At 63.2% G+C, this 21,092-nt stretch carries 19 protein-coding genes; 9 read left to right on the plus strand and 10 right to left on the minus strand.

The genetic code is table 11. The features are described 5' to 3' along the window. Nucleotides 1–2: 2 nt before the first annotated feature. The gene (locus tag BMW76_RS18300) at nucleotides 3–1,211 is read right to left on the minus strand and encodes an efflux RND transporter periplasmic adaptor subunit (RefSeq protein WP_090867511.1); all 1,209 of its coding nucleotides are present in this window, start codon (nucleotides 1,209–1,211) and stop codon (nucleotides 3–5) included. 202 nt (nucleotides 1,212–1,413) lie between these two features. Between BMW76_RS18300 and BMW76_RS18305 the strand changes: the two genes are divergently transcribed. From BMW76_RS18305 to nudC, 3 genes are all read left to right on the plus strand, one after another. Continuing rightward, nucleotides 1,414–2,271: a class I SAM-dependent methyltransferase gene (locus BMW76_RS18305; protein WP_090867513.1), complete on the plus strand. Its 858-nt coding sequence runs from the start codon at nucleotides 1,414–1,416 to the stop codon at nucleotides 2,269–2,271. A 125-nt stretch (nucleotides 2,272–2,396) separates the two neighbouring features. After that, a complete protein-coding gene (locus tag BMW76_RS18310) occupies nucleotides 2,397–4,115 on the plus strand; it encodes a SulP family inorganic anion transporter (RefSeq protein WP_090867515.1) in 1,719 nt (572 codons plus the stop codon). A gap of 85 nt (nucleotides 4,116–4,200) precedes the next feature. Next, nucleotides 4,201–5,187, plus strand: coding sequence for an NAD(+) diphosphatase (nudC, locus tag BMW76_RS18315; protein WP_090867517.1), 987 nt, complete (start codon nucleotides 4,201–4,203; stop codon nucleotides 5,185–5,187). Nucleotides 5,188–5,230: 43 nt separating this feature from the next. Here nudC and BMW76_RS18320 read toward each other — a convergent pair whose 3' ends face one another. After that, nucleotides 5,231–5,743, minus strand: coding sequence for an Ohr family peroxiredoxin (locus tag BMW76_RS18320; protein ID WP_090867519.1), 513 nt, complete (start codon nucleotides 5,741–5,743; stop codon nucleotides 5,231–5,233). Nucleotides 5,744–6,209: 466 nt separating this feature from the next. Here BMW76_RS18320 and BMW76_RS18325 point away from each other — a divergent pair, with 466 nt between their 5' ends. After that, on the plus strand, nucleotides 6,210–7,238 hold the full coding sequence (locus BMW76_RS18325) for a LysR family transcriptional regulator (protein ID WP_090867520.1): 1,029 nt from the start codon (nucleotides 6,210–6,212) through the stop codon (nucleotides 7,236–7,238). Nucleotides 7,239–7,629: 391 nt separating this feature from the next. Here the strand turns inward: BMW76_RS18325 and BMW76_RS18330 are convergent, their stop codons facing one another. Beyond that, nucleotides 7,630–7,905, minus strand: a complete 276-nt coding sequence (locus tag BMW76_RS18330) for a hypothetical protein (protein WP_090867668.1) — start codon at nucleotides 7,903–7,905, stop codon at nucleotides 7,630–7,632. Nucleotides 7,906–8,311: 406 nt separating this feature from the next. On the opposite strand from BMW76_RS18330, the gene BMW76_RS18335 reads away from it, so the two are divergent. Then, nucleotides 8,312–9,247 (plus strand): LysR family transcriptional regulator, encoded by a 936-nt coding sequence (locus BMW76_RS18335; RefSeq protein ID WP_177200422.1) that lies wholly within the window; start codon nucleotides 8,312–8,314, stop codon nucleotides 9,245–9,247. Between the two features lie 27 nt (nucleotides 9,248–9,274). Here the strand turns inward: BMW76_RS18335 and BMW76_RS18340 are convergent, their stop codons facing one another. The 5 genes from BMW76_RS18340 to BMW76_RS18360 all read right to left on the minus strand — a co-directional run bounded on the left by BMW76_RS18340 (nucleotide 9,275) and on the right by BMW76_RS18360 (nucleotide 14,312). After that, nucleotides 9,275–10,276 (minus strand): Ldh family oxidoreductase, encoded by a 1,002-nt coding sequence (locus BMW76_RS18340; protein WP_090867524.1) that lies wholly within the window; start codon nucleotides 10,274–10,276, stop codon nucleotides 9,275–9,277. Next, entirely contained in the window at nucleotides 10,273–11,253 is a 981-nt protein-coding gene (locus tag BMW76_RS18345) for a hydroxyacid dehydrogenase (RefSeq protein ID WP_090867526.1), read from the minus strand. The genes BMW76_RS18340 and BMW76_RS18345 overlap by 4 nt, the downstream gene beginning before the upstream one ends. After that, on the minus strand, nucleotides 11,250–12,584 hold the full coding sequence (gene dctA / locus BMW76_RS18350) for a C4-dicarboxylate transporter DctA (RefSeq protein ID WP_218162542.1): 1,335 nt from the start codon (nucleotides 12,582–12,584) through the stop codon (nucleotides 11,250–11,252). Before dctA ends, BMW76_RS18345 begins: the two co-directional genes overlap by 4 nt. Nucleotides 12,585–12,770: 186 nt before the next feature. Continuing rightward, nucleotides 12,771–13,946 carry a UxaA family hydrolase gene (locus BMW76_RS18355; protein WP_090867528.1) on the minus strand — a complete coding sequence of 392 codons (1,176 nt, stop codon included), beginning with the start codon at nucleotides 13,944–13,946 and terminating at the stop codon, nucleotides 12,771–12,773. 96 nt (nucleotides 13,947–14,042) lie between these two features. Further along, the gene (locus BMW76_RS18360; RefSeq protein ID WP_245763277.1) at nucleotides 14,043–14,312 is read right to left on the minus strand and encodes a UxaA family hydrolase; all 270 of its coding nucleotides are present in this window, start codon (nucleotides 14,310–14,312) and stop codon (nucleotides 14,043–14,045) included. A gap of 305 nt (nucleotides 14,313–14,617) precedes the next feature. On the opposite strand from BMW76_RS18360, the gene BMW76_RS18365 reads away from it, so the two are divergent. From BMW76_RS18365 to BMW76_RS18380, 4 genes are all read left to right on the plus strand, one after another. After that, nucleotides 14,618–15,403 (plus strand): GntR family transcriptional regulator, encoded by a 786-nt coding sequence (locus tag BMW76_RS18365; RefSeq protein ID WP_245763270.1) that lies wholly within the window; start codon nucleotides 14,618–14,620, stop codon nucleotides 15,401–15,403. Between the two features lie 490 nt (nucleotides 15,404–15,893). After that, the gene (locus BMW76_RS18370) at nucleotides 15,894–16,913 is read left to right on the plus strand and encodes an ABC transporter substrate-binding protein (protein ID WP_090867532.1); all 1,020 of its coding nucleotides are present in this window, start codon (nucleotides 15,894–15,896) and stop codon (nucleotides 16,911–16,913) included. Nucleotides 16,914–16,915: 2 nt separating this feature from the next. Next, complete coding sequence (locus tag BMW76_RS18375; protein ID WP_090867534.1) at nucleotides 16,916–17,725, plus strand: ABC transporter ATP-binding protein; 810 nt, start codon at nucleotides 16,916–16,918, stop codon at nucleotides 17,723–17,725. Further along, a complete protein-coding gene (locus BMW76_RS18380) occupies nucleotides 17,718–18,638 on the plus strand; it encodes an ABC transporter permease (protein WP_090867536.1) in 921 nt (306 codons plus the stop codon). The genes BMW76_RS18375 and BMW76_RS18380 overlap by 8 nt, the downstream gene beginning before the upstream one ends. An 87-nt stretch (nucleotides 18,639–18,725) precedes the next feature. Here BMW76_RS18380 and BMW76_RS18385 read toward each other — a convergent pair whose 3' ends face one another. Beyond that, nucleotides 18,726–20,480, minus strand: coding sequence for an L-aspartate oxidase (locus tag BMW76_RS18385; protein ID WP_090867538.1), 1,755 nt, complete (start codon nucleotides 20,478–20,480; stop codon nucleotides 18,726–18,728). Further along, on the minus strand, nucleotides 20,477–21,091 hold the full coding sequence (locus BMW76_RS18390) for a fumarate hydratase C-terminal domain-containing protein (protein WP_090867540.1): 615 nt from the start codon (nucleotides 21,089–21,091) through the stop codon (nucleotides 20,477–20,479). The genes BMW76_RS18385 and BMW76_RS18390 overlap by 4 nt, the downstream gene beginning before the upstream one ends. Between the last annotated feature and the right edge of the window lies 1 nt (nucleotide 21,092).

The following is a 21,092-nucleotide window of genomic DNA, read 5'->3' on the forward strand; positions in this document are numbered from 1 at the left end:
GTTCACGGCTTCTTCGCCACGGTGACTTTCGCGCCGTCCTTGATGTGCTCGTTCGGCGAGCGCACGAGCACATCGCCGGGACGCACGCCGTTGACGGCAACCAGTTCGCCGAGCGTCGCGCCCGTCGTGACGGGCACTTCGCGCACGGCATCGTCCTTGATCGCGAACACAACCTTGCGCCCGCCCCGATCGACGATGGCGGCCGGCTGCACCGCGACCACCGGCTGTCTGTCCTGCGGCGGCACCGGCTTCGACAAAAACGCGATCTTCGCGCTCATGTCCGGCAGCACGCGTTCGTCGCGATCGACGAAGCGCACCTTGACGAGCACGGTCGCCTTCGAGCGGTCGACGGTCGGCACGATGCGCGACACGCTTCCCGCGAGGCGAACCTCCGGCAGCGCGTCAAGCTGGATCTCACACGGCTCGTTGACGGTGATCTTCGCGATGTTCGATTCGGCGACGTCGGCCTCGACTTCGAGCGTCGCCATGTCGGCGATCGTCACGACCGCGCCCTTGCTGTCGGAGGCCTGCGAAAACGGCGTGATGTTGTCGCCGACGTTCGCGTGCTTTTCGATCACGACGCCGTCGAACGGCGCGCGGATCACGGTCTGATCGACGGAGACCTGCGCGGCCTGCGCGTTCGCCTTCGCCGACACGATCGCGGCGCGGGCGTTGTCGATCGACGCCTTCGCCTTGTCGTAGCGGGCGAGATCGGCGTCGTACTGGGTCGCGGGCATGGCGCCCTTCGGTGCAAGGATTGCCGAGCGGCGCAGATTGATTTCCGCGTTCTTCAATTCCGCTTCCTGCAGCGCGAGATTGGCCTGCGCGACCTTGACCTGCGCCTTGGCCTGCGCGAGCGCGGCCTCGACGTCGTTGCTCTCGATGCGCGCGATCACCTCGTTCTGCTTGACGCGCGTGCCTTCGAGCACGCCGAGCCATTCGAGCCGCCCTTGCGCCTTCGACGCCACGGCCGCCTTGCGCTGCGGCACGACGTAGCCCGTCGCGTTGAGCAGCGTGTAGGTTTGCGAAGGGTAAGCGGACACCACGGTCGTGGTGTCGACGGTCTGCGGCCCGGCAAGCCTCAGGCCCGCGAAAAGTGCGCCGGCAAGCAGCAGCGCGACGGCCCCGTAGCCGATCCAGTTGCGCCGGCAGCCGCCCGTAGCGACGGCCGGCCGGTCGATTTTGAGCCGCTTCAGATCGTGATCTGCCAATTTATATGTCGTCGCCGGATGGCTCGTGCAATTCCGAACGCCTCATGTGATTAAGAGCGCATCGGGGCACCGCCATGCCGGCTACCTGTCCTGTAGTCGGGCCCACAGTATAGCGCCGCGCATCGTCCGTACTTTTGTCCGCACGCGTGCGATTGCTTTACAGTCTTGCCGTCGACATCCGATTATTCGCAGGGAGAACATCATGCACGACAAGCAGACGGTGGCGGCCGACAGCACCGCCGTACGCGTCGCGTTGTGGCGGGCCATGCATGTGCAGGTCGATGCGCCGCCGCACGTGCTCGACGACGAGATCGGCTTGCGCCTCGCCGCGCCCGACGAAGGCTGGCGCAACCGTCCCGACATGGACGCTCAGGGCACGCGCGGCTATCGGGCATCGATCGTCGCCCGCGCGCGCTTCATCGAAGACCTGGTGACGCAAGAGGCGAACCGCGGCGTGTCGCAGTACGTCATTCTCGGCGCGGGACTCGATACGTTCGCGCAGCGCAAACCGGAAATCGCAGCGCGGCTGCGGGTGTTCGAAGTGGATCGTCCGGGCGCGCAAGCGTGGAAGTGTCAGCGCCTGATCGAACTCGGCTATGGCGTTCCGCCGTGGCTGCGGCTCGTGCCCGTCGACTTCGAAGCGGGCCAGTCATGGTGGGACTGCCTGTCGGGCGCCGGCTTTGAAGCGGGCGCGCCGTCCGTGGTCGCATCGACGGGCGTGTCGATGTATCTGACGCGCGACGCGAACCTCGCGACGCTGCGTCAGATCGCGAAGCTCGCGCCGGGCTCGACACTCGCGATGACGTTCCTGTTGCCGCTCGATCTCATCGATGCCGCCGAACGCGCGCAGCATCAGGCCGTGTATGAACGGGCGCGCGCGGCGGGCACGCCGTTCGTCAGCTTCTTCAGCCCCGACGAGATGCTGGCGCTGGCGCGCGAAGCGGGTTTCAGCCAGGTCCGGCACGTATCGACGGCCGATCTGACCGAACGCTATTTCTCTCATCGATCCGATGGGCTGCGGCCGGCGACGGGCGAGGCGTTTCTCGTCGCGAGCACCTGAGGCCCCTCACCACGTCCGCGACGCACTGGACGCCAGCGACGCGTTCGACGCGCGTCGCGGGCTGAACCCGCGGTTGGTTGAACCCGCAGCCCACGGTTGGAACCTATAACAACAAGGTGTCGAGCATGCGCGATACAAGTGAAAGTCCCGCACGCCTGAGCGTTCTGAAGGGCCTGCTCCCCATCGACCGGTCCCGGGCCTTGCGCGATGTGTTCGCGGGCATATCGCTCGCGTCGATGGACATTCCCCAAGTGCTCGGCTACGCGCGCATCGCGGGGATGCCCGCCGTGACGGGGCTTTACACCGTCTTTGTGCCGCTCGTCGCGTTTGCGTTCTTCGGCGCGTCGCGTCACCTCGTGGTGGCGGCCGACTCGGCGACGGCCACGATCTTCGCGAGCCGCGCCTCGGCGCTTGCGCCGATGGGCAGCGCCGACTATGTGGCGCTGGCGGGCATGGTCGCGCTGCTCACCGCGGCGCTGCTGCTGCTCGCGCGCATTTTCAAGCTGGGCTTTCTCGCCGACTTCCTGTCGCGCACGGTGCTGGTCGGCTTTCTGACGGGCGTCGGCATTCAGGTGTCGATCGCGATGCTCGGCGACATGTTCGGCATGACGGTGCCCTATCCTTCGTCACGCAGTCTCGCGCAGTTCGCCTACGTGATCGGCCATCTCGCTAACGCGCATCTGCCGACGCTGGCGCTCACGGCGCTGGTGGTGGCGGCTATCCTGGGCTCGAAGGCGCTGTCGCCGCGTCTGCCGATACCGCTCGTCGTCGTGGTCGGCAGCATCGCGGCCAGCAAGACGTTCGACTTCGCGTCTCACGGCATTTCCGTGCTGGGACCGCTTGCAGGCGGCTTGCCGCCGCTGCGTTTTCCGGACGTCACGTGGCAGCAGTTTCTCGATCTCGTGCCCGTCGCGGCCTCGTGCTTCGTGATGATCATCGCGCAAAGCGCGGCGGCAGCGCGCGTATTCGCGCAGCAGTATCACGAAGACGTCGACACGAACGCCGACATCCTCGGGCTGGCCGCTGCCAACGCAGCCGCCGCGTTCAGCGGCACGTTCGTCGTCAACGGCAGCCCGACGCAGACCGCGATGGCCGAACGCGCCGGCACGCGCAGCCAGCTCGGGCAGCTCGCGTTCGCCGCTGTGGTGGTGATCGTGCTGCTGTTCCTGAGCGCGTGGCTGCAATATCTGCCGCACTGCGTGCTGGCGGGCATCGTGTTCACGATCGCGATCGGCATGATCAATGTGCAAAGCCTGAAGGCGATCCGCAGCGAGAGCCCCGGCGAGTTCACGCTGGCGCTCGTGACGGCCGCCGCCGTCGTGATGGTGGGCGTCGAGCACGGCATTCTGCTCGCCGTCGCGCTGTCGCTGATGCGGCATGTCCGGCACAGCTACCGTCCGCATACGATGGTGCTGGAGCCCGCGCCCTCGACGGGACGCTGGCTGCCCGTGCCCGCGCAGCCGGGAACGATGACGGCGCCGGGGCTCATCGTGTATCGCTTCGGCTCCGATCTGTTCTTCGCGAACGATCACTTCTTCACAGCGGAAGTCTCGCGGCTGATCGACGCGGCGTCGGGTCCGCTGCACTGGTTCGTCGTCGATGCGGGCGCGATCACCGATCTCGACTATTCCGCAGCGCGCACGCTGAACGATCTGATCGACAACCTGCACGAGCGGAAAATCGGCGTGCTGTTTGGACGGGTGAACCGCTATCTGCGCTCCGATATGGACCGGCACGGCATCACGCAGACGATCGGCGACTCGAACATCTTCGAAACGCTGCACGAGGCGCTCGCGGCGGCAGGCGTCAGGAGTCCGTCGGCGCACGAACCCGGCGTGCTGTAAGGGTTGCGCCGCGCGGACAGGCGCCACGGAAAAGTACGACATGCCGTGCCATACTTGCGAACCGTCCTCTTCACACGTCAATGCGATGACCGCCCCTTCCGCTTCCATCGGCTTCAACCTGAACCCGCTCGACCGCCGCTCCGACAAGCGCGACGACGACGCCTTCATCGAACGCCTGCGCAGCGATCCCGCCGCGCGCTTTTTCGTCTTCGATGGCGACGTCCCGTTGCTCAGGCGCGGCGACGGGCAGGATGCGTGGTTTCTCGCCCGTGAAGCAGCCGCATTCGGCGAGCCGCTGCAAAGCGTGTTTCTGGGGCAGCACGACGACGGCAGCGGCCGCTTCGCGCTCGGCTTCACGCTCGGTCTCGAACCCGGCGAAGGGCAGACGCACGGCGTGCTGCACGAGCGCATCGATTTGCGCTCGATTGCGATGCGGGGCCTCGTCGCGCCCGAACTGATCGGCATGCTGGGACAGGCGAAGTCGATGCTCGACTGGCATCGCCGCCACGGCTTCTGCGCGAACTGCGGCGCGGCGAGCCGTTCGGCGGCGGCAGGCTGGCAACGCGTGTGCGATGCGTGCGGCACGCGGCACTTTCCGCGCGTCGATCCCGTCGTGATCATGCTGGCGATCGACGGCGAGCGGTGCCTGCTTGGACGCCAGCGCCAGTTTGCGCCTGGCATGTACTCGGCGCTCGCGGGTTTCGTCGAGCCGGGCGAAACCGTCGAAGATGCCGTGCGCCGCGAAGTGTTCGAAGAAGCCCACGTGACGTGCGCGCAGGTCGTCTACTTCGCGTCGCAGCCGTGGCCGTTTCCTTCGTCGATGATGATCGGCTGCTTCGCGCGGGCCGCCGACACGCAGATCGTCGTCGACGAGGCGGAGCTCGAAGACGCGCGCTGGTTCACGCGCGCGGAAGTCGCCGCGATGCTCGCGGGCACGCATGCGAGCGGACTGTCCGCGCCCAAGCCGTTTGCGATCGCGCATCATCTGCTGCGGGCCTACGTCGAGCGCGGCGAGGCGGTGTTGCAAGGCGATGGCGATCAAACGTTGGCGGCGTCAAGAGCCTCGTCATAAACCTGAACTGCCGTGCGCTCGCAAGCGAGAGGAATATCGCGCTTCAGTCGATGACCGCCACGACATTGACCGTCCCCTGGCGGGCCATCTTCGCGTAGGGACACAGGCGCTCGGCATTTCGCACCATCTCTTCCGCAATGGCCCGCTCGACGCCCGGCATCCGTACGCGGACATCGATGACCAATGCGTAGCCGCCGTCCATCGGATCGCGGCCGAACGCAACCTGCACCTCGACGGCCGTATCGTCGAGTTCCAGCTTCGCGCGCTTTCCGAGCAGATTCAGCGCGCCATGAAAGCAGGCCGCAAACCCCGCCGCGAACAGCTGCTCGGGATTCGTTCCGTTGCCGGGACCGCCGAGCGCCGTCGGCAGCCGCAGATCCACGACGAGATTCCCGTCATCCGAACGGGCCACGCCGGATGCGCGGCCGTGCCCCGTCTCGCCGCCCGAAACCGTCACCGTCGTCGTGTACAGCGGAGCGAAATCCCGGCCCCGATACCGGTCGAGCAGCGAAAGCGAAGGGGCTTGCAGTGCCTCGTTGTCTTTTTCGTTGTCCATGTTGCCCTCTGGCTCGGCGACGAGCGCGCCGGTTCCCTCTGGTTCTCTGTAGACGAGCGTACCCGATTGCCTTCGGCCCCGATATCGGCGAATCCGCTGCCGTCTCCGACGATTTGCGCGGAACGAACGATCGTATAGCCGGCATCGGCGTTCCGTTTGGTGTTCGCCCGGACCCCGGACGTATCCGCTTTGAAACGACGTGTCCGCAGGCGCAACCAACATGCTAGGCGAGCGCGGACGGGGGCGGTAGTGCCTTCCACGGCCTCACGGTGTTTCCAGTCCGGCGTCAATCGAAAGGACGGCCGCCAGAACGCTGTACCGCATCTCTTCAACGTGTCCTACACTACGAAAGCCGGCCTACAGCCCCGCCAACGTTCTGCGGCTGCGCAAAAAACTCCCGATGCTCGAATACAGACAGGCACCCCGCACGGCTCGGCGATGAAGGTGCCCATGGTCGGAGCCCTCAATGGATCAACCGGATATACCGCAGCATGGTTTTCGCGTTGGCCTGCCTAATCCCGCCGATGCCTTGTCGACCTGTTTCGCGACGAGCTACGCGGGCATCATCTCGTTCATGGCCGTCGCCACGGAAGGAAGCTTCGCCAGGGCGGGCGAGCGATTGGGAATCGGACGCTCGGCCGTTAGCCGCAATGTCCAGAAGCTCGAAACGCAGCTCAGCACGCGCCTCTTTCTGCGGACGACTCGGACGACCCATCTGACGCGCGAAGGCGAGCGGTTCTTCGAGAACTGCAACCGGGGCGTGACCCATATCGTCGAGGCGATGAACGACATGCTGGATCTTCGCCACGGCCCGCCGCGCGGCTTGCTCCGCATCAGCTCGACTGTGGGATTCGGGCGCAAGGTGGTTGCACCGTTGATTTACACGTTCACCGAAGCCTACCCGGATATCGCAGTCGATCTGCTTCTGGACGACCGCCCTACGGATTTCGCCGCCGAGCAGATCGATGTCGCGTTTCGCGACGGGCGCATCGAAGACTCCAGCATCATCGCGAAACAACTGATTCCGATGCAGATGGTGCTCTGCGCGTCCCCTCTCTACGCCGAAAAGCGGGGACTGCCCACGACGCTCGAAGAACTGGGCCAGCACGAGTGCATCAACTTCCGCTTCTCTGGCGGGCGCGTATTCGAATGGGAATTCAAGGTCGACGGCCATATGCGAAAGTTTCTGCCGACGGCGAGACTGACTTTCAACGACGTGGACCTCGTATTGCGCGCAGTTCTCGACGGACATGGCATCGCGCAAATGCCCGGCTACCAGATATGCGATCACATCGCGCGCCACGAACTCGTGATGGCTTTGAAGCGGTACGCGCCGGACGATCGCGGCCACTACATCTGCTACCTCTGCCGGCAGCATCTGCCGTCACGCATTCGCGTGTTCGTCGATTTCATGACCGAGCAGATCCGGGCGCTCAATTTGCTTTGCTTCGAAGATTTTTATACGGAATGTCCTGAACGCGAGCATCACGCATGAAAGCCGTCCGTGCCGTGGCGATAGTCTTCTGCAATTGATGCCGCTACGGAAACGGTGAGTGTTGCGATGTGCCTCTACTGAAGCAGCGACTTGGGACCTACGATTCGGGCATGGTAACGCGGCCGGCCGACTCGGTTGACGAGCCGTCGAGACCGTGAGTGGAGAACATCATGTCTCGTTTCGGACCTGCGCTCGTATTCGCCGGCTGGATCATCCTCACCGCCGTCAACATCGGACTTGCGCTTGCGGTCTCGTTCAGCGGCGCCGTCTGACGGTTGTCGACAAGTCATCGATGAATTGTCGATTTACGGATGAACCGCAGACCGGTCGCAAGCTATAAAGCTGCAACCGGCCACGATCGTCCTACCGCGCACTACGTGCACTGCACGCGCTACTGTGCCGCGGTTAGCTTCAAGCCCGCTGGCCGCAACGGCGGCGGTACTTCCTGGTGCCCGCGGCGGTCGTCGGATACCTGCTCGATGCCTTTCTTCTGCACTTCCTCGCAGAACGCGATGCGCGAGCGGTAGTAGTCCGCCTGCATCTGCGCGTCGAGGACACGTTGCTCGGCCTGATAGAGTTCCATCCGTAGATCGTGCAGCGCACGTTCAGCCTGTCTTTCAGGGGCGGCAGAGTGATGTGACGCCCAGCGGATCAGCCATTGCAGCATCGTGGAGCCCTCCTCTTCGCAGTTGTGCTTATGCGGCATGAAACACGCGCGCTGTTCCTGTTCACCACGGCTCTAGGCTATCAAAAATAAGATAGGCACTTCTGTGTCTTATCGCACGTGTTGCTAAAACGATACCTCGGCAAATCCCCCGTTGCGCATTGCCGTGGATTGCGGTGTGCATCCCGCCGACCGCGCGGCTCGGCTCGCGATCCCGTCACAGATTGCGGATGGTTTGCACAATCATTCCAGCCGGGCAGACCAGCCGATTTCAGAGCACGACGAAGCCGCACCCACAGCTCTTGAACCTGAACGCACACGTTCACGTTGACGTATAATGCGGTTCATTCTGACTGCATCTCCCGCCGTACCGAAGCGTTCGCGAAGCACGCCGTGGAGCGTTTGAACAGTGGATACATTCACCAACATGCGGATATTCGTGCGCGTCGCGGAAGAAGGCAGCTTCACGGCCGCCGCGCAGCGCCTGAACATCACGACACCCGCCGTATCGCGCGCCGTCTCCGCGCTCGAAGCCTATCTGCGCACACGCCTGCTGAATCGCAGCACCCGCAGGGTGGTCCTGACAGAAGCCGGGCATCGCTATTTGCAGCGCTGCGAGCAGATCCTCATGTTCGTCGAACAGGCGGAAGCCGAAGCCGCCGACGCGCAGGTTCGCCCGACAGGTCAATTGCGCGTGCACGCGACGTCGAGTTTCGGCCAGACGTATGTCACGCCCGCCATCGTTCGCTACCGCGAGCAGTATCCTTCCGTGTCCGTCGATCTCACGCTGTCGCAGCACATGCCCGACATCATCGACGAAGGGTATGACGTCAGCGTTCTGTTGAGCGTCGAAGAGTTGCCTGATTCGAGTCTCGTCGCGCAGCGGCTCGGCACGTTGCGCAGCGTGTTGTGTGCGGCACCCGTCTATCTGCGCGAACACGGCATGCCGCAAGATGTTCACGAACTGTCGCGGCACGCGTGCTTCCAGTTCGTCTCCGCCGTCTATCCCGTCGACCGCTGGCTGCTCGAAGGTCCGAACGGAATAGAAACCGTGCATCTGCGAGAAGCGGGTTTCAGGATCAACTCGGCCAATGGACTCGCCGTGGCCTTGAAAGAAGGAATCGGTATTGGTGCCGTGCCGATATCGACGGCGGCAGAAAGCTTGCGCGATGGCTCACTGACTCGCGTGCTGCCGGACTACCGGCTGCAGCCGCTGACCGCATACGCACTGTACACGTCGCGACGCTATCTCGATGCCAAGATAAAAACGTTTGTCGAACATCTCAGGGACTTCATTCCGCAGATGCTCGAATCTTATGAAGCGAGCCTGAAGAGCATGGCATAACGCGCGTGCACGAGCAGCACGAAACGCCTATCCGGCCAGCGCCACAAGCTGCGCGTGAAGCGCATCCGGAATCTCGATCCCGTCGCGCGCGGCCGCATCGGCGAGACTGCGCCGGCGCTCGCCTGGCAAGCGCACCTCCGCGTCCTGAAGCATCGCGGCGATCAGCGCCTCCACTCTCGACAGATACGCTTCGCTGCCCGCCAGCGCGCCCGGATCGATCGCCCAGAACAGATGGCCGATCTGCGATTTATCGCCCTCTTCCGTCAGGAACGAACCCGCCTCGTAGCCGAAGTTCGCGCCCGCTAGCGCAGCCGCGAGCACTTCGACCATCAGCGCGAGCATCGCGCCTTTCGCGCCGCCGAACGGCAACATCATGCCGTCGAGCGCGGCTTTCGCATCGGTGGTCGGCAAGCCGTCGCGCGTCGTCGCCCAGCCTTCGGGAATCGGCTTGCCTTCGCGCGCCGCCACCATGATCTTCCCGCGCGCCACGTTCGACAGCGACAAGTCGATCAGCAGCGGCGCTCCATCGCGGCGCGGAAATACAGCCGCAATCGGATTCGTGCCGAACAGAGAATGTCGCCCGCCCCACGCGGGCATCGCAGCGGGCGCATTGCTGAACGCGAGCCCCACGAGACCCGCCGCGCCGAGCGCTTCGAGGTGATACGCGCCGACGCCGAAATGATGGCTGCGCCGCACGCTCGCGACCGCGCTGCCATGCTCGCGCGCGCGGCCGATCAATGTTTCGGTCGCGAGCTCGCAGGCCGGAAACGCCATGCCGTCGGCGGCGTCGATCAGCACAGCCGCGTTGCGCGCATTCGCGATGAACGCCTGCGCCTGCGGATCGACACGGCCATTGCGCAACTGCGCGACATACATCGGCAGACGCGCGACACCGTGCGAAGACAGCCCGCGCTCGTCCGCGTAGACGAGCGCGCGCGCCGTCGCCGAGGCCGTCAGCTGCGTCGCGCCCGCAGCCAGCATTGCGCGCGTGGCGAGCGCATACAGGTCGCCGGATGAAACACGCGTCATGTCGAAACTCCTTCCCGTCGTTCTATATCGCGCTCGCCCTCGAGCAGCGCCTGCGTCACGCGCGCCGCCACGAGCGTGCTGACGCGTTCGTTCGATTGCACTGTGAGTCCCGCGATATGCGGCGTCAAGATCAGGTTCGGCACGCCCGCGAGCGGCGATCCCGGCTTGAGCGGCTCGTCGGCGAACACATCGAGCGCCGCGCCGCCGAGGCGCGCGTGCTTCAGCGCGTCGGCGAGCGCACTTTCGTCGATCACGCCGCCGCGCGACGTATTGACCACTACGGCATGCCGCTTCAGCGTCGACAGTTGCGCGGCCCCAAGCAGATTGCGCGTGCTCTCGACGAGCGGCACGTGAACCGACACGACATCCGCCGCGCGCAACGCGTCGTCGAATGTCATGCATTGCGCGCCCGTCTCTTTCCAGCACGCAGCGCTCGCCGGCTGCTGCGGATCGTAGCCCGCCACACGCATGCCGAGCGCGCGCGCCAGTTGCGCGACGAGCTGTCCGATCCCGCCGAAGCCGATCACGGCCAACGTGCTGCCCGCCGCTTCGCGTCCGTTCGACAGCGCGGTGCGCGGCCATTCGCCCGCCGCCACCGAAGCGCTCGACAGATACGCGCCGCGCAGCAGCATCAACGCCGTCGCGATCACATACTCCGCGACGGCACGCGCATTCGCGCCCGTCGCAGGCAGCACCTGCACGCCGCGCTGTGCGCACGCCGCGAGATCGATATTGTCGAGCCCGACACCGAGCCGGCCGACGGCAATCAGTTTCGGCGCGGCATCGAGCAATGCCTGCGTGACCTGCGTGCGGTTGCGCACGATCAGCGCATCGGCATCGGCGAGCAGGCTGCGCAGCGTGTCGGGCTGATCGACGAGCGATGCATTCGCATGCACGTCGAAATGCTGCCGCAGCGCTTCGATGGCGGATGCATCAATGAACTCGCTGACGACGACTTTCTTGCGATCGTTCTTCAATTCGAGCGCTCCTGTGCATAGGCGGGCGTTCTTTCGCTGATCTCTTCCGCCGTTTCGGCTTCTTCGTCCTCGCTGCTTATGGCGAGCGGCTCGGCGAGTACCTTGCGCGCGGCTTCGGCATCGAATGCGCCTTCCCAGCGCGCGACCACAAGCGTCGCCACCGCATTGCCGATCATGTTGACGATGGCGCGAATCTCGTTGAGCACGCGGTCGATGCCGATGATCAGCGTGATGCCCGCGACGGGGATGATGTCGTGCGTCGACAGTGTCGCCGTCAGCGCGACGAGCGCCGCGCCCGCGACGCCCGCGCCGCCCTTCGACGTCACCATCAGGATCGCGAGCAGGCCGATCTGCTGAGCCAGCGACAGATGCGTATTGGTGGCCTGCGCGATGAAGAGCGACGTCATCGTCAGATAGATCGCCGCGCCGTCGAGGTTGAACGAGTAGCCTGTCGGCAGCACGAGGCCGACGACAGGCTTCGGGCAGCCGAGGCGTTCGAGCTTTTCCATCAGCCGAGGCAGCACCGATTCCGTCGTCGACGTGCCGAGCACGATCAGCAGTTCTTCGCGCAGGTACTTGAGCAGCGGCCACAAGCCGACGCCCGTCCAACGGCAGATCGAGCCGAGCACGAGCACGACGAACACGATGCTCGTCAGATAGAAGCAGACGATCAGCAGGCCCAGTTGCTGCAACGTGCCGATGCCGTACTTGCCGACCGTGAACGCCATCGCGCCGAATGCGCCGAGCGGCGCGAGCCGCATGATCATCTCGACGATCTTCATCAGCGCTTCGCCGCTCTGCTCGATCACGCGCGACAGGAAGCGGCTGCGGCGCGACATGATCGACAGCGCGATGCCGAACAGCACCGAGAACAGCAGCACCTGCAACAGATTGCCGCGCGCGAACGCGCCGACCACCGAGTTCGGCACGATCTCTTCGAGGAAGCTCTGCGACGCCGCCGTATGCACTTCCGCCACGTAGTGACTGACAGCGTGCGTGTCGAGCGTCTTCGGGTCGATGTTCAGCCCTTCGCCCGGATGCAGCACGTTCGCGACGATGAGACCGATGACGAGCGCAAGCGTCGTCACCGCTTCGAAATAGAAAATCGTCTTCAGACCTACACGGCCGACGTGCTTGAGATTTTCCATCCGCGCGATGCCCACCGACACGGTGCAAAAGATCACCAGCGTGATCAGCATTTTGATGAGGCGGATGAACGTATCGCCGAATGGCTTCATCTGCACGCCGAGATCCGGCGAGAAGTAGCCAATGAGAATGCCGGCCGCAAGGCCGATCAGAACCTGCACATAAAGATGTTTGAGCACGCGCAAGATGGTGTCTCCTCCACTCGCTGCTGCTTGAAGTGAACAGCGTCGCGCATCGTGTGCCGGCCTGATGTTGTTCTATGGCCCGTTACGCACGGTACGCACGCTGTAGCGAAACTGCGTTCGCAAAGCCCGCCGCACTCGGCGAGAGCGGGCGGACTTCATGGGGACAATGCGATGTGATCGCGCAGATCAGGCGCTCTCGAACAGACGCGTCAGCACGAACTCGCGATGACCCAGCGCCTCGGCCGATGTCCAGCGGCCATTCGCCGTCGCGAGCATCGACTCCAGCAGTTTGTCGCCGGCCTGATCGAGATTCTGTTCGCGCTGCAACAGACCTGACACGTCGACGTCGACGTGCTCGCTCATCGTGCGCACGGTGCGCGGGTTCGCGCAGATCTTGATGACGGGCACGATCGGATTGCCGATCACATTGCCCTGCCCGGTCGGGAAGAAATGCACGGCGAAACCGGAGGCCGCGCACAACGTGACCATCTCCGCCGCCGCCGACGACGAATCCATGAACCACAGGCCCGAATGCGTCGGCATCTCGGCCTTGTCGAGCACGCCGTCCACGCGGCACTTCTTGCCGATCTTCTGGATATTGCCGAGCGCCTTCTCTTCGATCGTCGTCAGGCCGCCCGCGATGTTGCCCTTGGTCGGCTGCGATTCGGAGAGGTCATCCGTTTTCCAGCGGTTGATCATGTCCTGATAGCGGTCGAACATGAACTGGAAGCGCTCGCGCACCTGATCGTTCGCGCAGCGCGCCGCGACGAGTTGCTCGCCGCCCGTCAGTTCCGACGTCTCGCCGAACACGAGCGTCGTGCCGAGACCATAGAGCTTGTCGAACGCATTGCCGACCGTCGGATTCGCGCCGCAGCCCGACGTGGTATCCGATTCGCCGCATTTGGTCGATACCCACAGGTCCGAGATCGGGCACGCTTCACGTTCGAGCGACGTCGCGTACTGCACCATCTCCTTCGCCGCTTTGGATGCGCGCATGATCGTGTCGTGGTCGCCGTGCAGCTCGATGCCAAAGCCCATCACGGGCTTGCCCGACTTCGCGATGCCGTCGACGACGCGCTTGGTCCAGCCTTCCTCGATGCCGATCACGACGACGGCCGCGACGTTCGGATTGCAGCCCGCGCCGATCAGCGTGCGGAAATGCAGATCGAGGTCCGCACCGAATTGCAGGCGGCCATACGGATGCGGCAGCGCCATCGTGCCTTTGATGTTGTTTTCGACGGCTTGCGCGGCCGCATTCGACAGATCGTCGACGGGAAGAATGATCACATGGTTGCGCACGCCGACGCGTCCATTCGAACGGCGATAGCCGCGGAAAGTAGTGTTCTGGTCAATCACGCTCATGGTGGGTCTCTTTGATCGGGCTCTGTTCAGTGTGGGAGTAGCTGGGGGCCAAAAAGGCGCGCGGGATGCGTGGGGACGCATGCCCCTCGCGCCGCCTTACCAGCGTTTCGTCTTGATGTTGTGCACGTGGGCGTGCTCGCCCGTCTTGATGGGCTGCACCACCTTGCCGATATCGACGCCGTACTTGTAGACGGTGTCGCCCACGGCCATGTCCTTGAGCGCCACCTTGTGACCGATGGGAATGTCCTGCTTCGCGGAGACGGTGATGACCTCGTCGTCGTCCATGATCCACGCGTTCAACTGCGTGCCCGCCTTGATGCCCTCGACGACCGCGACACCCACGGTGTCTTTCGCTTCGTGCAGCACGATATGAATCGTCCTGCGCTCCTGTGACGGGTTGCCGGAAGCTCCAGAACCCGTTTGCGACCCACCTGCTGCCGTGTAGCTCATCGTTTGTCTCCAGTCTGATTGACAGGTTGTGTTTCGTCTCCGTGCAAACCATCTTAGGCAGCACTCATCCATATGTCAACCATATCATCTATATGTGTTTGATGAATCGGATGAAGTAGAATAATTTGGAACGAAGCGAGCAGAGCGGCATTGCGCTGCACCGGCAACAACAACGCACTAACAAGGCGCTGACGAAGCACCATGCACGAGAGGACACAGCCATGAACACGTTGACGATCGGCTCGAACAACGCCAGCGGCACCATGGGCACGCCAACCATCGGCGGCACACGCTACAAGGAAGTGAAGAACGCGATGCTCGCGGCGCTTTCCGCGCAGGAATGGAAAGGCGGCGAGGCGATACCGTCGGAAAAGCGTCTCGCGGAACGCTTCGGCGTTTCGATCGGCACGCTGCGCAAGGCCATCGACGAACTCGTCGCGGACAACATCCTCGTGCGCCATCAAGGGCTCGGCACATTCGTTTCACAGCACCAGCGCGACCGGCACTTCTTCCGCTTTTTTCGCATCGTGCGCCAGGACGGCGACAAGACCTACCCGACCGTGAGCCTCGTGTCCTTCAAGAAGGCCAAGGCGACACGCGAGATCGCCGCAATGCTCGGCGTCGAGCCGAACGCGCGCGTCTTCACGTTCGTCAACCGGCTCGCGCTGCACGGCGAAACGGTGATGATCGACAACATCACCGTGGCCGAAGCGCGTTTTTCCGGACTGACGGAAGGGATGCTGCGCGAGCGGCCGAGCACGCTGTACAACTTCTATCAGGATTCCTTCCACATCAACGTCGTCGGGACGGAAGAGCGCCTGCGCGTCGCCACCGCAGACGACGCGGAAAGCAAGCTGCTCGAAGTGCCGCACGGCACGCCGCTGCTCGAAGTGCGGCGGGTCGCGTACTCGTATCATCACGCGCCCGTCGAAGTGCGCATTTCCCATGTGAACACCGCGCGCTACGAATACGTCGGGCCGTCCGCGTCGCATGAAGAGCCGCTATAGCCGCACGCGTTGCACGCTTTAAAGCGCTCGGCAATCACACGACAAAAGGGACGTGCCCAGCACGTCCCTTTTTCACGTTTTCCCGCAGTTGCAATCGGCCAGGTCATCACCTACACTCGACACTCATACAGATGAGTTAAATCACAGGGCACTTAACGCGCCGCCGTGCACGGTGCCCGACAACAGACCATCAAGGCACCGGGTTCCCGTCGCGCGCCGTCATGCAACGCTTCGCGGCGCGAACGAACGGAACTCAAGGAGACACTCGCGATGCGTACCCCGCTTCATCGTCGTCCTGCACATCTGTTCCATCGTCAGCGGCCGCGTCCGCATGGCCGCGCGTCTGTCCGCGCGCGGTTCGCCATCGTTTGATTCCGTCGCGCGTGCGTACCGGCTTGCCCGGTGCGCACGATTGCCTGTCGCGCACTCGCACTATCCGACCGCCCCGCCGTGCTTTGTCACGCACGGCAACTATAAGGAGTGACCCGCAATGAGCCTCCGCAGACTTGTCGTTTTCTTCTCGACGCTGCTCGCGCTGTGCGCGATGCTGGCAAGCGCGCCCGCGCGCGCCGAACTCTCCGAGATCCGCATCGCGCGGCAATACGGCGTCAGTTATTTGCCGCTGATGATCATGCAGGATCAGAAGCTGCTCGAAAAACACGCGGCGCAACTCGGCGTGCCGAATCTTAAAGTGTCGTGGGTCGAATTCGCGGGCGGCAACGTGATGAACGATGCGCTGCTCTCCGATTCGCTGCAGATCGCATCGGGCGGTGTCGCGCCGCTCGTGCTGCTGTGGGCGCGCACGCACGGCACGCCCGTCGAAGTGAAGGCGCTCGCCGCCATCAATTCGATGCCGCTGCTATTGAACACCCGCAATCCCGCCGTGAAGACGCTGAAGGACTTCAGCAGCAAGGACAAGATCGCGCTGCCCGCAGCGAAGGTGTCGATTCAGGCGATCACGCTGCAAATGGCCGCGGAAAAGGCATTCGGCACGGGCAATCAGGGGCAGCTGGATAAATACACGGTATCGCTCTCGCATCCCGACGCGCAGCAGGCACTGCTGTCGGGCAACAGCGAAGTGACGGCGCATTTCGGCTCGCCGCCGTTCCAGGAACAGGAGCTTGCGCACGGCGGCGTGCGCACCGTCGTCAATTCGTATGACGTGCTGGGCGGCAAATCGACGTTCAACCTCGTGTGGTGCACGTCGAGGTTCTACCAGCAGAACCCGAAGCTCGTGCAGGCGTTCATGGCCGCGCTCGACGAAGCGGAAGCGCAGATCAACAAGGACAAGCACGCGGCGGCGCTCGCGTATCTGCGCATCAGCAAGGACAAAAGCAATGTCGCGGACATCGAGAAGATGATTTCGTCGCCCGACGTCGCCTTTACGACGACGCCGGAAAACACCGTCAAATACGCGGACTTCATGGCACGCACGGGTCTCATCAAGGCGAAGCCCGCTTCGTGGAAAGACATGTTCTTTCCGACCGTTCAATCGCTGCAAGGGAGCTGACGATGTCACGTACGCGCGCAGCAGCCAGATCCGATACGTCATCGCATGATGGCGCACCATTGCTCGATGTCAGCGGCGTCACGTTGCAGTACAAGACGCCGAAGCATCTCGTGATGGCCACTTACCGCGTCGACTTCAAGGTATTCGAAGGCGACCGCTTCGTGCTGCTCGGTCCGTCCGGCTGTGGAAAATCGACGCTGCTCAAGAGCGTCGGCGGTTATCTGCCGCCGGCGGAAGGCACGATCACGCTGAAGGGCAAGACGGTCACCAGGCCCGGTCCCGACCGGATGATGGTGTTTCAGGAATTCGACCAGTTGCTGCCGTGGAAAACGGTCAAGCAGAACGTGATGTTTCCGCTGCAGGCGTCGCATCGTTTGTCGGGACGCGAAGCGGAAGAGCGCGCGATGCACTACATCGACAAGGTCAATCTGACGAAATTCGCCGACAGTCATCCGCACACGCTGTCGGGCGGCATGAAGCAGCGTGTGGCGATTGCGCGCGGCATGGCGATGGAGCCCGACATCCTGCTGATGGACGAACCGTTCGCCGCGCTCGACGCGCTCACGCGCCGCAAGATGCAGGACGAACTGCTCGCGCTGTGGCAGGACACGCATTTCACCGTGCTGTTCGTCACGCACTCGATTCCGGAAGCGATCAAGGTCGGCAGCCGTATTCTCTTGCTGTCGCCGCATCCGGGCCAGGTCAAGGCGGAACTCGACACGGCAGCCGCCGGCGAAACGCCTGCCACGCTCGAAAAACGCATCCACCACATGCTGTTCGAAGACGAGATCGAAGAGGCCGAGAATGTCTGAAGCTACTGCAACCGGCGCAGCACCCGTTCATTCGACGCGGCGCGATGCCGGCACGCGCACGCCGCGCGCCGAAATCATCCGCGAGCCGAGCGACGCCGCGCATTTCCGCGTGGTCGAGAAACCGTTGTCGGCTTTCGAGCGGCTCTATAACCAGGGGTGGCTGCGCAAGGCGATGATTCTCGCCGTGCTCGCGATCATCTGGGAAGCCTACGCACGCTGGCTGAACAATCCGCTGCTGTTCCCGACCTTCACGGCGACCGTCGAAGCATTGTTCCGCAGCATCGCGAGCGGCGAACTGCCCGGCAAGGCATGGGCATCCATTCACGTACTGCTGATGGGCTATGCATGCGGCGTGGTGCTCGCATCACTGCTGACAGCGGCCGCGATCACATCGCGCATCGGCACCGACTTCCTCGAAACGATGACGTCGATGCTCAACCCGCTGCCCGCGATTGCGTTGCTGCCGCTCGCGTTGATCTGGTTTGGGCTTGGCAATGGCAGCCTGATTTTCGTGCTGGTGCATTCCGTCACGTGGTCCGTTGCATTGAATACGCACTCGGGCTTTCTCTCCGTCAGCAATACGCTGAAGATGGTGGGCCGCAATTACGGACTGCGCGGCGGCGCTTACGTGGCGAAGATACTCGTGCCCGCTGCGTTTCCGAGCATCCTGACGGGCCTGAAGATCGGCTGGGCATTCGCATGGCGCACGCTGATCGCGGCGGAACTGGTGTTCGGCGTCAGCTCGGGTTCGGGCGGCCTCGGCTGGTTCATCTATGAGAACAAGAACCTGCTCGATATCGCCAATGTATTCGCGGGCCTGTTCACGGTGATCCTGATCGGCCTTGCTGTCGAGAACCTGATTTTTCGCGTGCTCGAACGGCATACGGTGCAGCGTTGGGGCATGCAGTCTTAAAGGCTTTATCTGTTACCTGTTTTGATTAGAAAGAAACGGCGGGCGCGATTGAATGCGCCCGCCGTTTTTTATTGCGTCAGTATTTTTTCAACCGCGAACCGCGCCAGTCTCCAGACTCTTTTCACGCTCATCCAGAATCGTTTCGCCCGGTCTGACGCGCGTGAATGTCACAGGCTCTTGCGATACGCAGATCTGTCCTTGCTCGCGGCGAACCGTCGTAAATGCCGAGCTGAAAAGATCGCCTGCATCGGGAAAGTCTTCTCTGAAATGCGCGCCCCGCGAGTTCTCGCGAGCAATTGCCGCTTCCGTAATCACCTGGCTGACCGATATCAGGTTCTTCAAATTGAGCCAGTCGTGCCATTGCAGATTCAACGCGCGATCGCCATCGGCAACGCCCGTGCGCATCAACTGGCCGTAAAGATCTTGCAAAGCCGCTCGCGCGCGAAGAAGCCCGTCGCCGTCGCGAATAATGCCGACGTCTTTCCACATGCATTCGTAGAGCGCTTCGCGAATGTGCTCCAGATCTTTTCCGTTCTGTTTGAAAGGCGCTTCGGCTTCGCTGACGGCGGCCCGGATTGCGTCATCGTCGGGGGCATGATATTCGCCCTGTTCGCTGACCCACGTCGCCATGCTGTCACCCGCAATGCCGCCGAATACGGTGGAGTTCGCGACGCCATTGCCACCCAGACGGTTCGCGCCATGAACTCCACCCGTATCTTCGCCCGCCGCGAACAAGCCTGTGAGTTCCGTGCGGCAATCGGGCTGAAAAACCACGCCGCCCATCATGTAGTGCGCCGTGGGCACGACTTCGACAAGACCGCCTGCAAGATCGAAGCCGCAATCGGCGCAGCGTTCCACCATGCCTTTGAACTGCTTGCGCACCTTGTCCGGTCCGAGGTGGCCCATCTGAATGTACACGCCGCCATTCGGCGATGTACGGCCCTCTCGCATTTCCGAGTAAATGCCACGCGATACGATGTCGCGCGTCGCACGCTCGCCGCGCGCGTCATAGCGATGCATGAAGCGCTCTTTAGCGCCGTTCAGCAGATGACCGCCCGCGCCGCGCAAGCCTTCTTCGAGGACCGTGCCCGTCATCCGCGTGTGACTTCCGGCGAGAAGCCCTGTCGGATGGAACTGCACCATTTCCATGTCGCGCAGCGGCAAGCCTGCGCGCAGCGCCATCGCGAGGCCATCGCAACTCTTGTCGCCCGATGGCGTATGAAACCTGTACATCGTCGGGCCGCCGCCCGTCGCTAGCAGCACGGCTCGGGCCTGCACGAATACGAACTGCCCCGAGCGCATGTCGATCATCAGGACGCCCGCGAGGCTCTTGCCGTCCCGGCTTCTGATCAACTCGATTGCGCGGTGCTCTTCGAGCCGGTTGATGCCACGGCTCCATACCTGCTCGGCAAGACGGTTGATGATCTCGATACCCGTCAGGTCGCCCTTGTGCACGGTCCGATCGAACGTCTGTCCCGCAAATGCCTTTTGATGAATCGAGCCATCGGGATTGCGATCGAAAAAGCAGCCCAACTCGTTTTCGAGTTCACGAACGCGCTCGACGGCCGTGCTCACCAGTGTCCACGCGAGATCCTGATTCGACAGCCATTTGCTGCCCTCGATCGTGTCCATGAAATGACGCTCGACGGAATCGCCCGGCGCCAGTGCCACGTTATATCCGCCTTGTACCATGCGCGTGCAGCCGCACTTCCCTAACAATCCTTTGACAGCGACGGTAATCGAGAGCTGAGGCGCGGTCTGATGCGCGTGCAACGCCGCGAAGAGGCCCGCGCCGCCCGAGCCGAGTATCAGGATATCCGTCCGGATGTGCGCGATATTCATTTGACGTGTACTCCAAGACTCGTGAGCACGGCCGCGCGACGGTCCGCTGCATCGTGCTTCACTGCGTCGTAAAGACTCCCGCCGTGGCTATCCATCGCCACCAGCAAGGGACCGAAGTTGCTGATCCTGAATCGCCACAAGGATTCGGGATTGAGATCGTCGAGATCGACGGCTTCGATCTGCTCGATCCACGTCGTCTCGAGCGCGGCCGTGCCGCCGATGATCGCGAGATAGACGCCGCCCAGTTCGCTGAACGCCGCTTGCGACGCTTCGCGCAGGCCGCCTTTGCCGACGATCATGCGCACGCCGTATTGCTCCATCAGCGGCCGCGTGAAGCGCTCCATCCGGTCCGATGTCGTCGTGCCGATACAGACCGGCTGATAGCCCGCAGGAAATTCGTCGCTGACGGGAACCTTGCGCACGTTCGGTGCCGTGTGAATGACGGCATGACCGCGAAGATCGAAATGCGTCGTGCGCCCTCTGTCGAACATATGAATTTGCGTCGCGTCCCGAATGCCGTAAAGCGTTCGATGCAATGTCACCGTATCGTTCACACGCAACTGCCGGATCTGTGTCTCGTCGACGGGCGTGAATAGATCGTAGTGGGCCATT

The organism is Paraburkholderia diazotrophica, from assembly GCF_900108945.1.
GTDB classification, from domain to species: domain Bacteria; phylum Pseudomonadota; class Gammaproteobacteria; order Burkholderiales; family Burkholderiaceae; genus Paraburkholderia; species Paraburkholderia diazotrophica.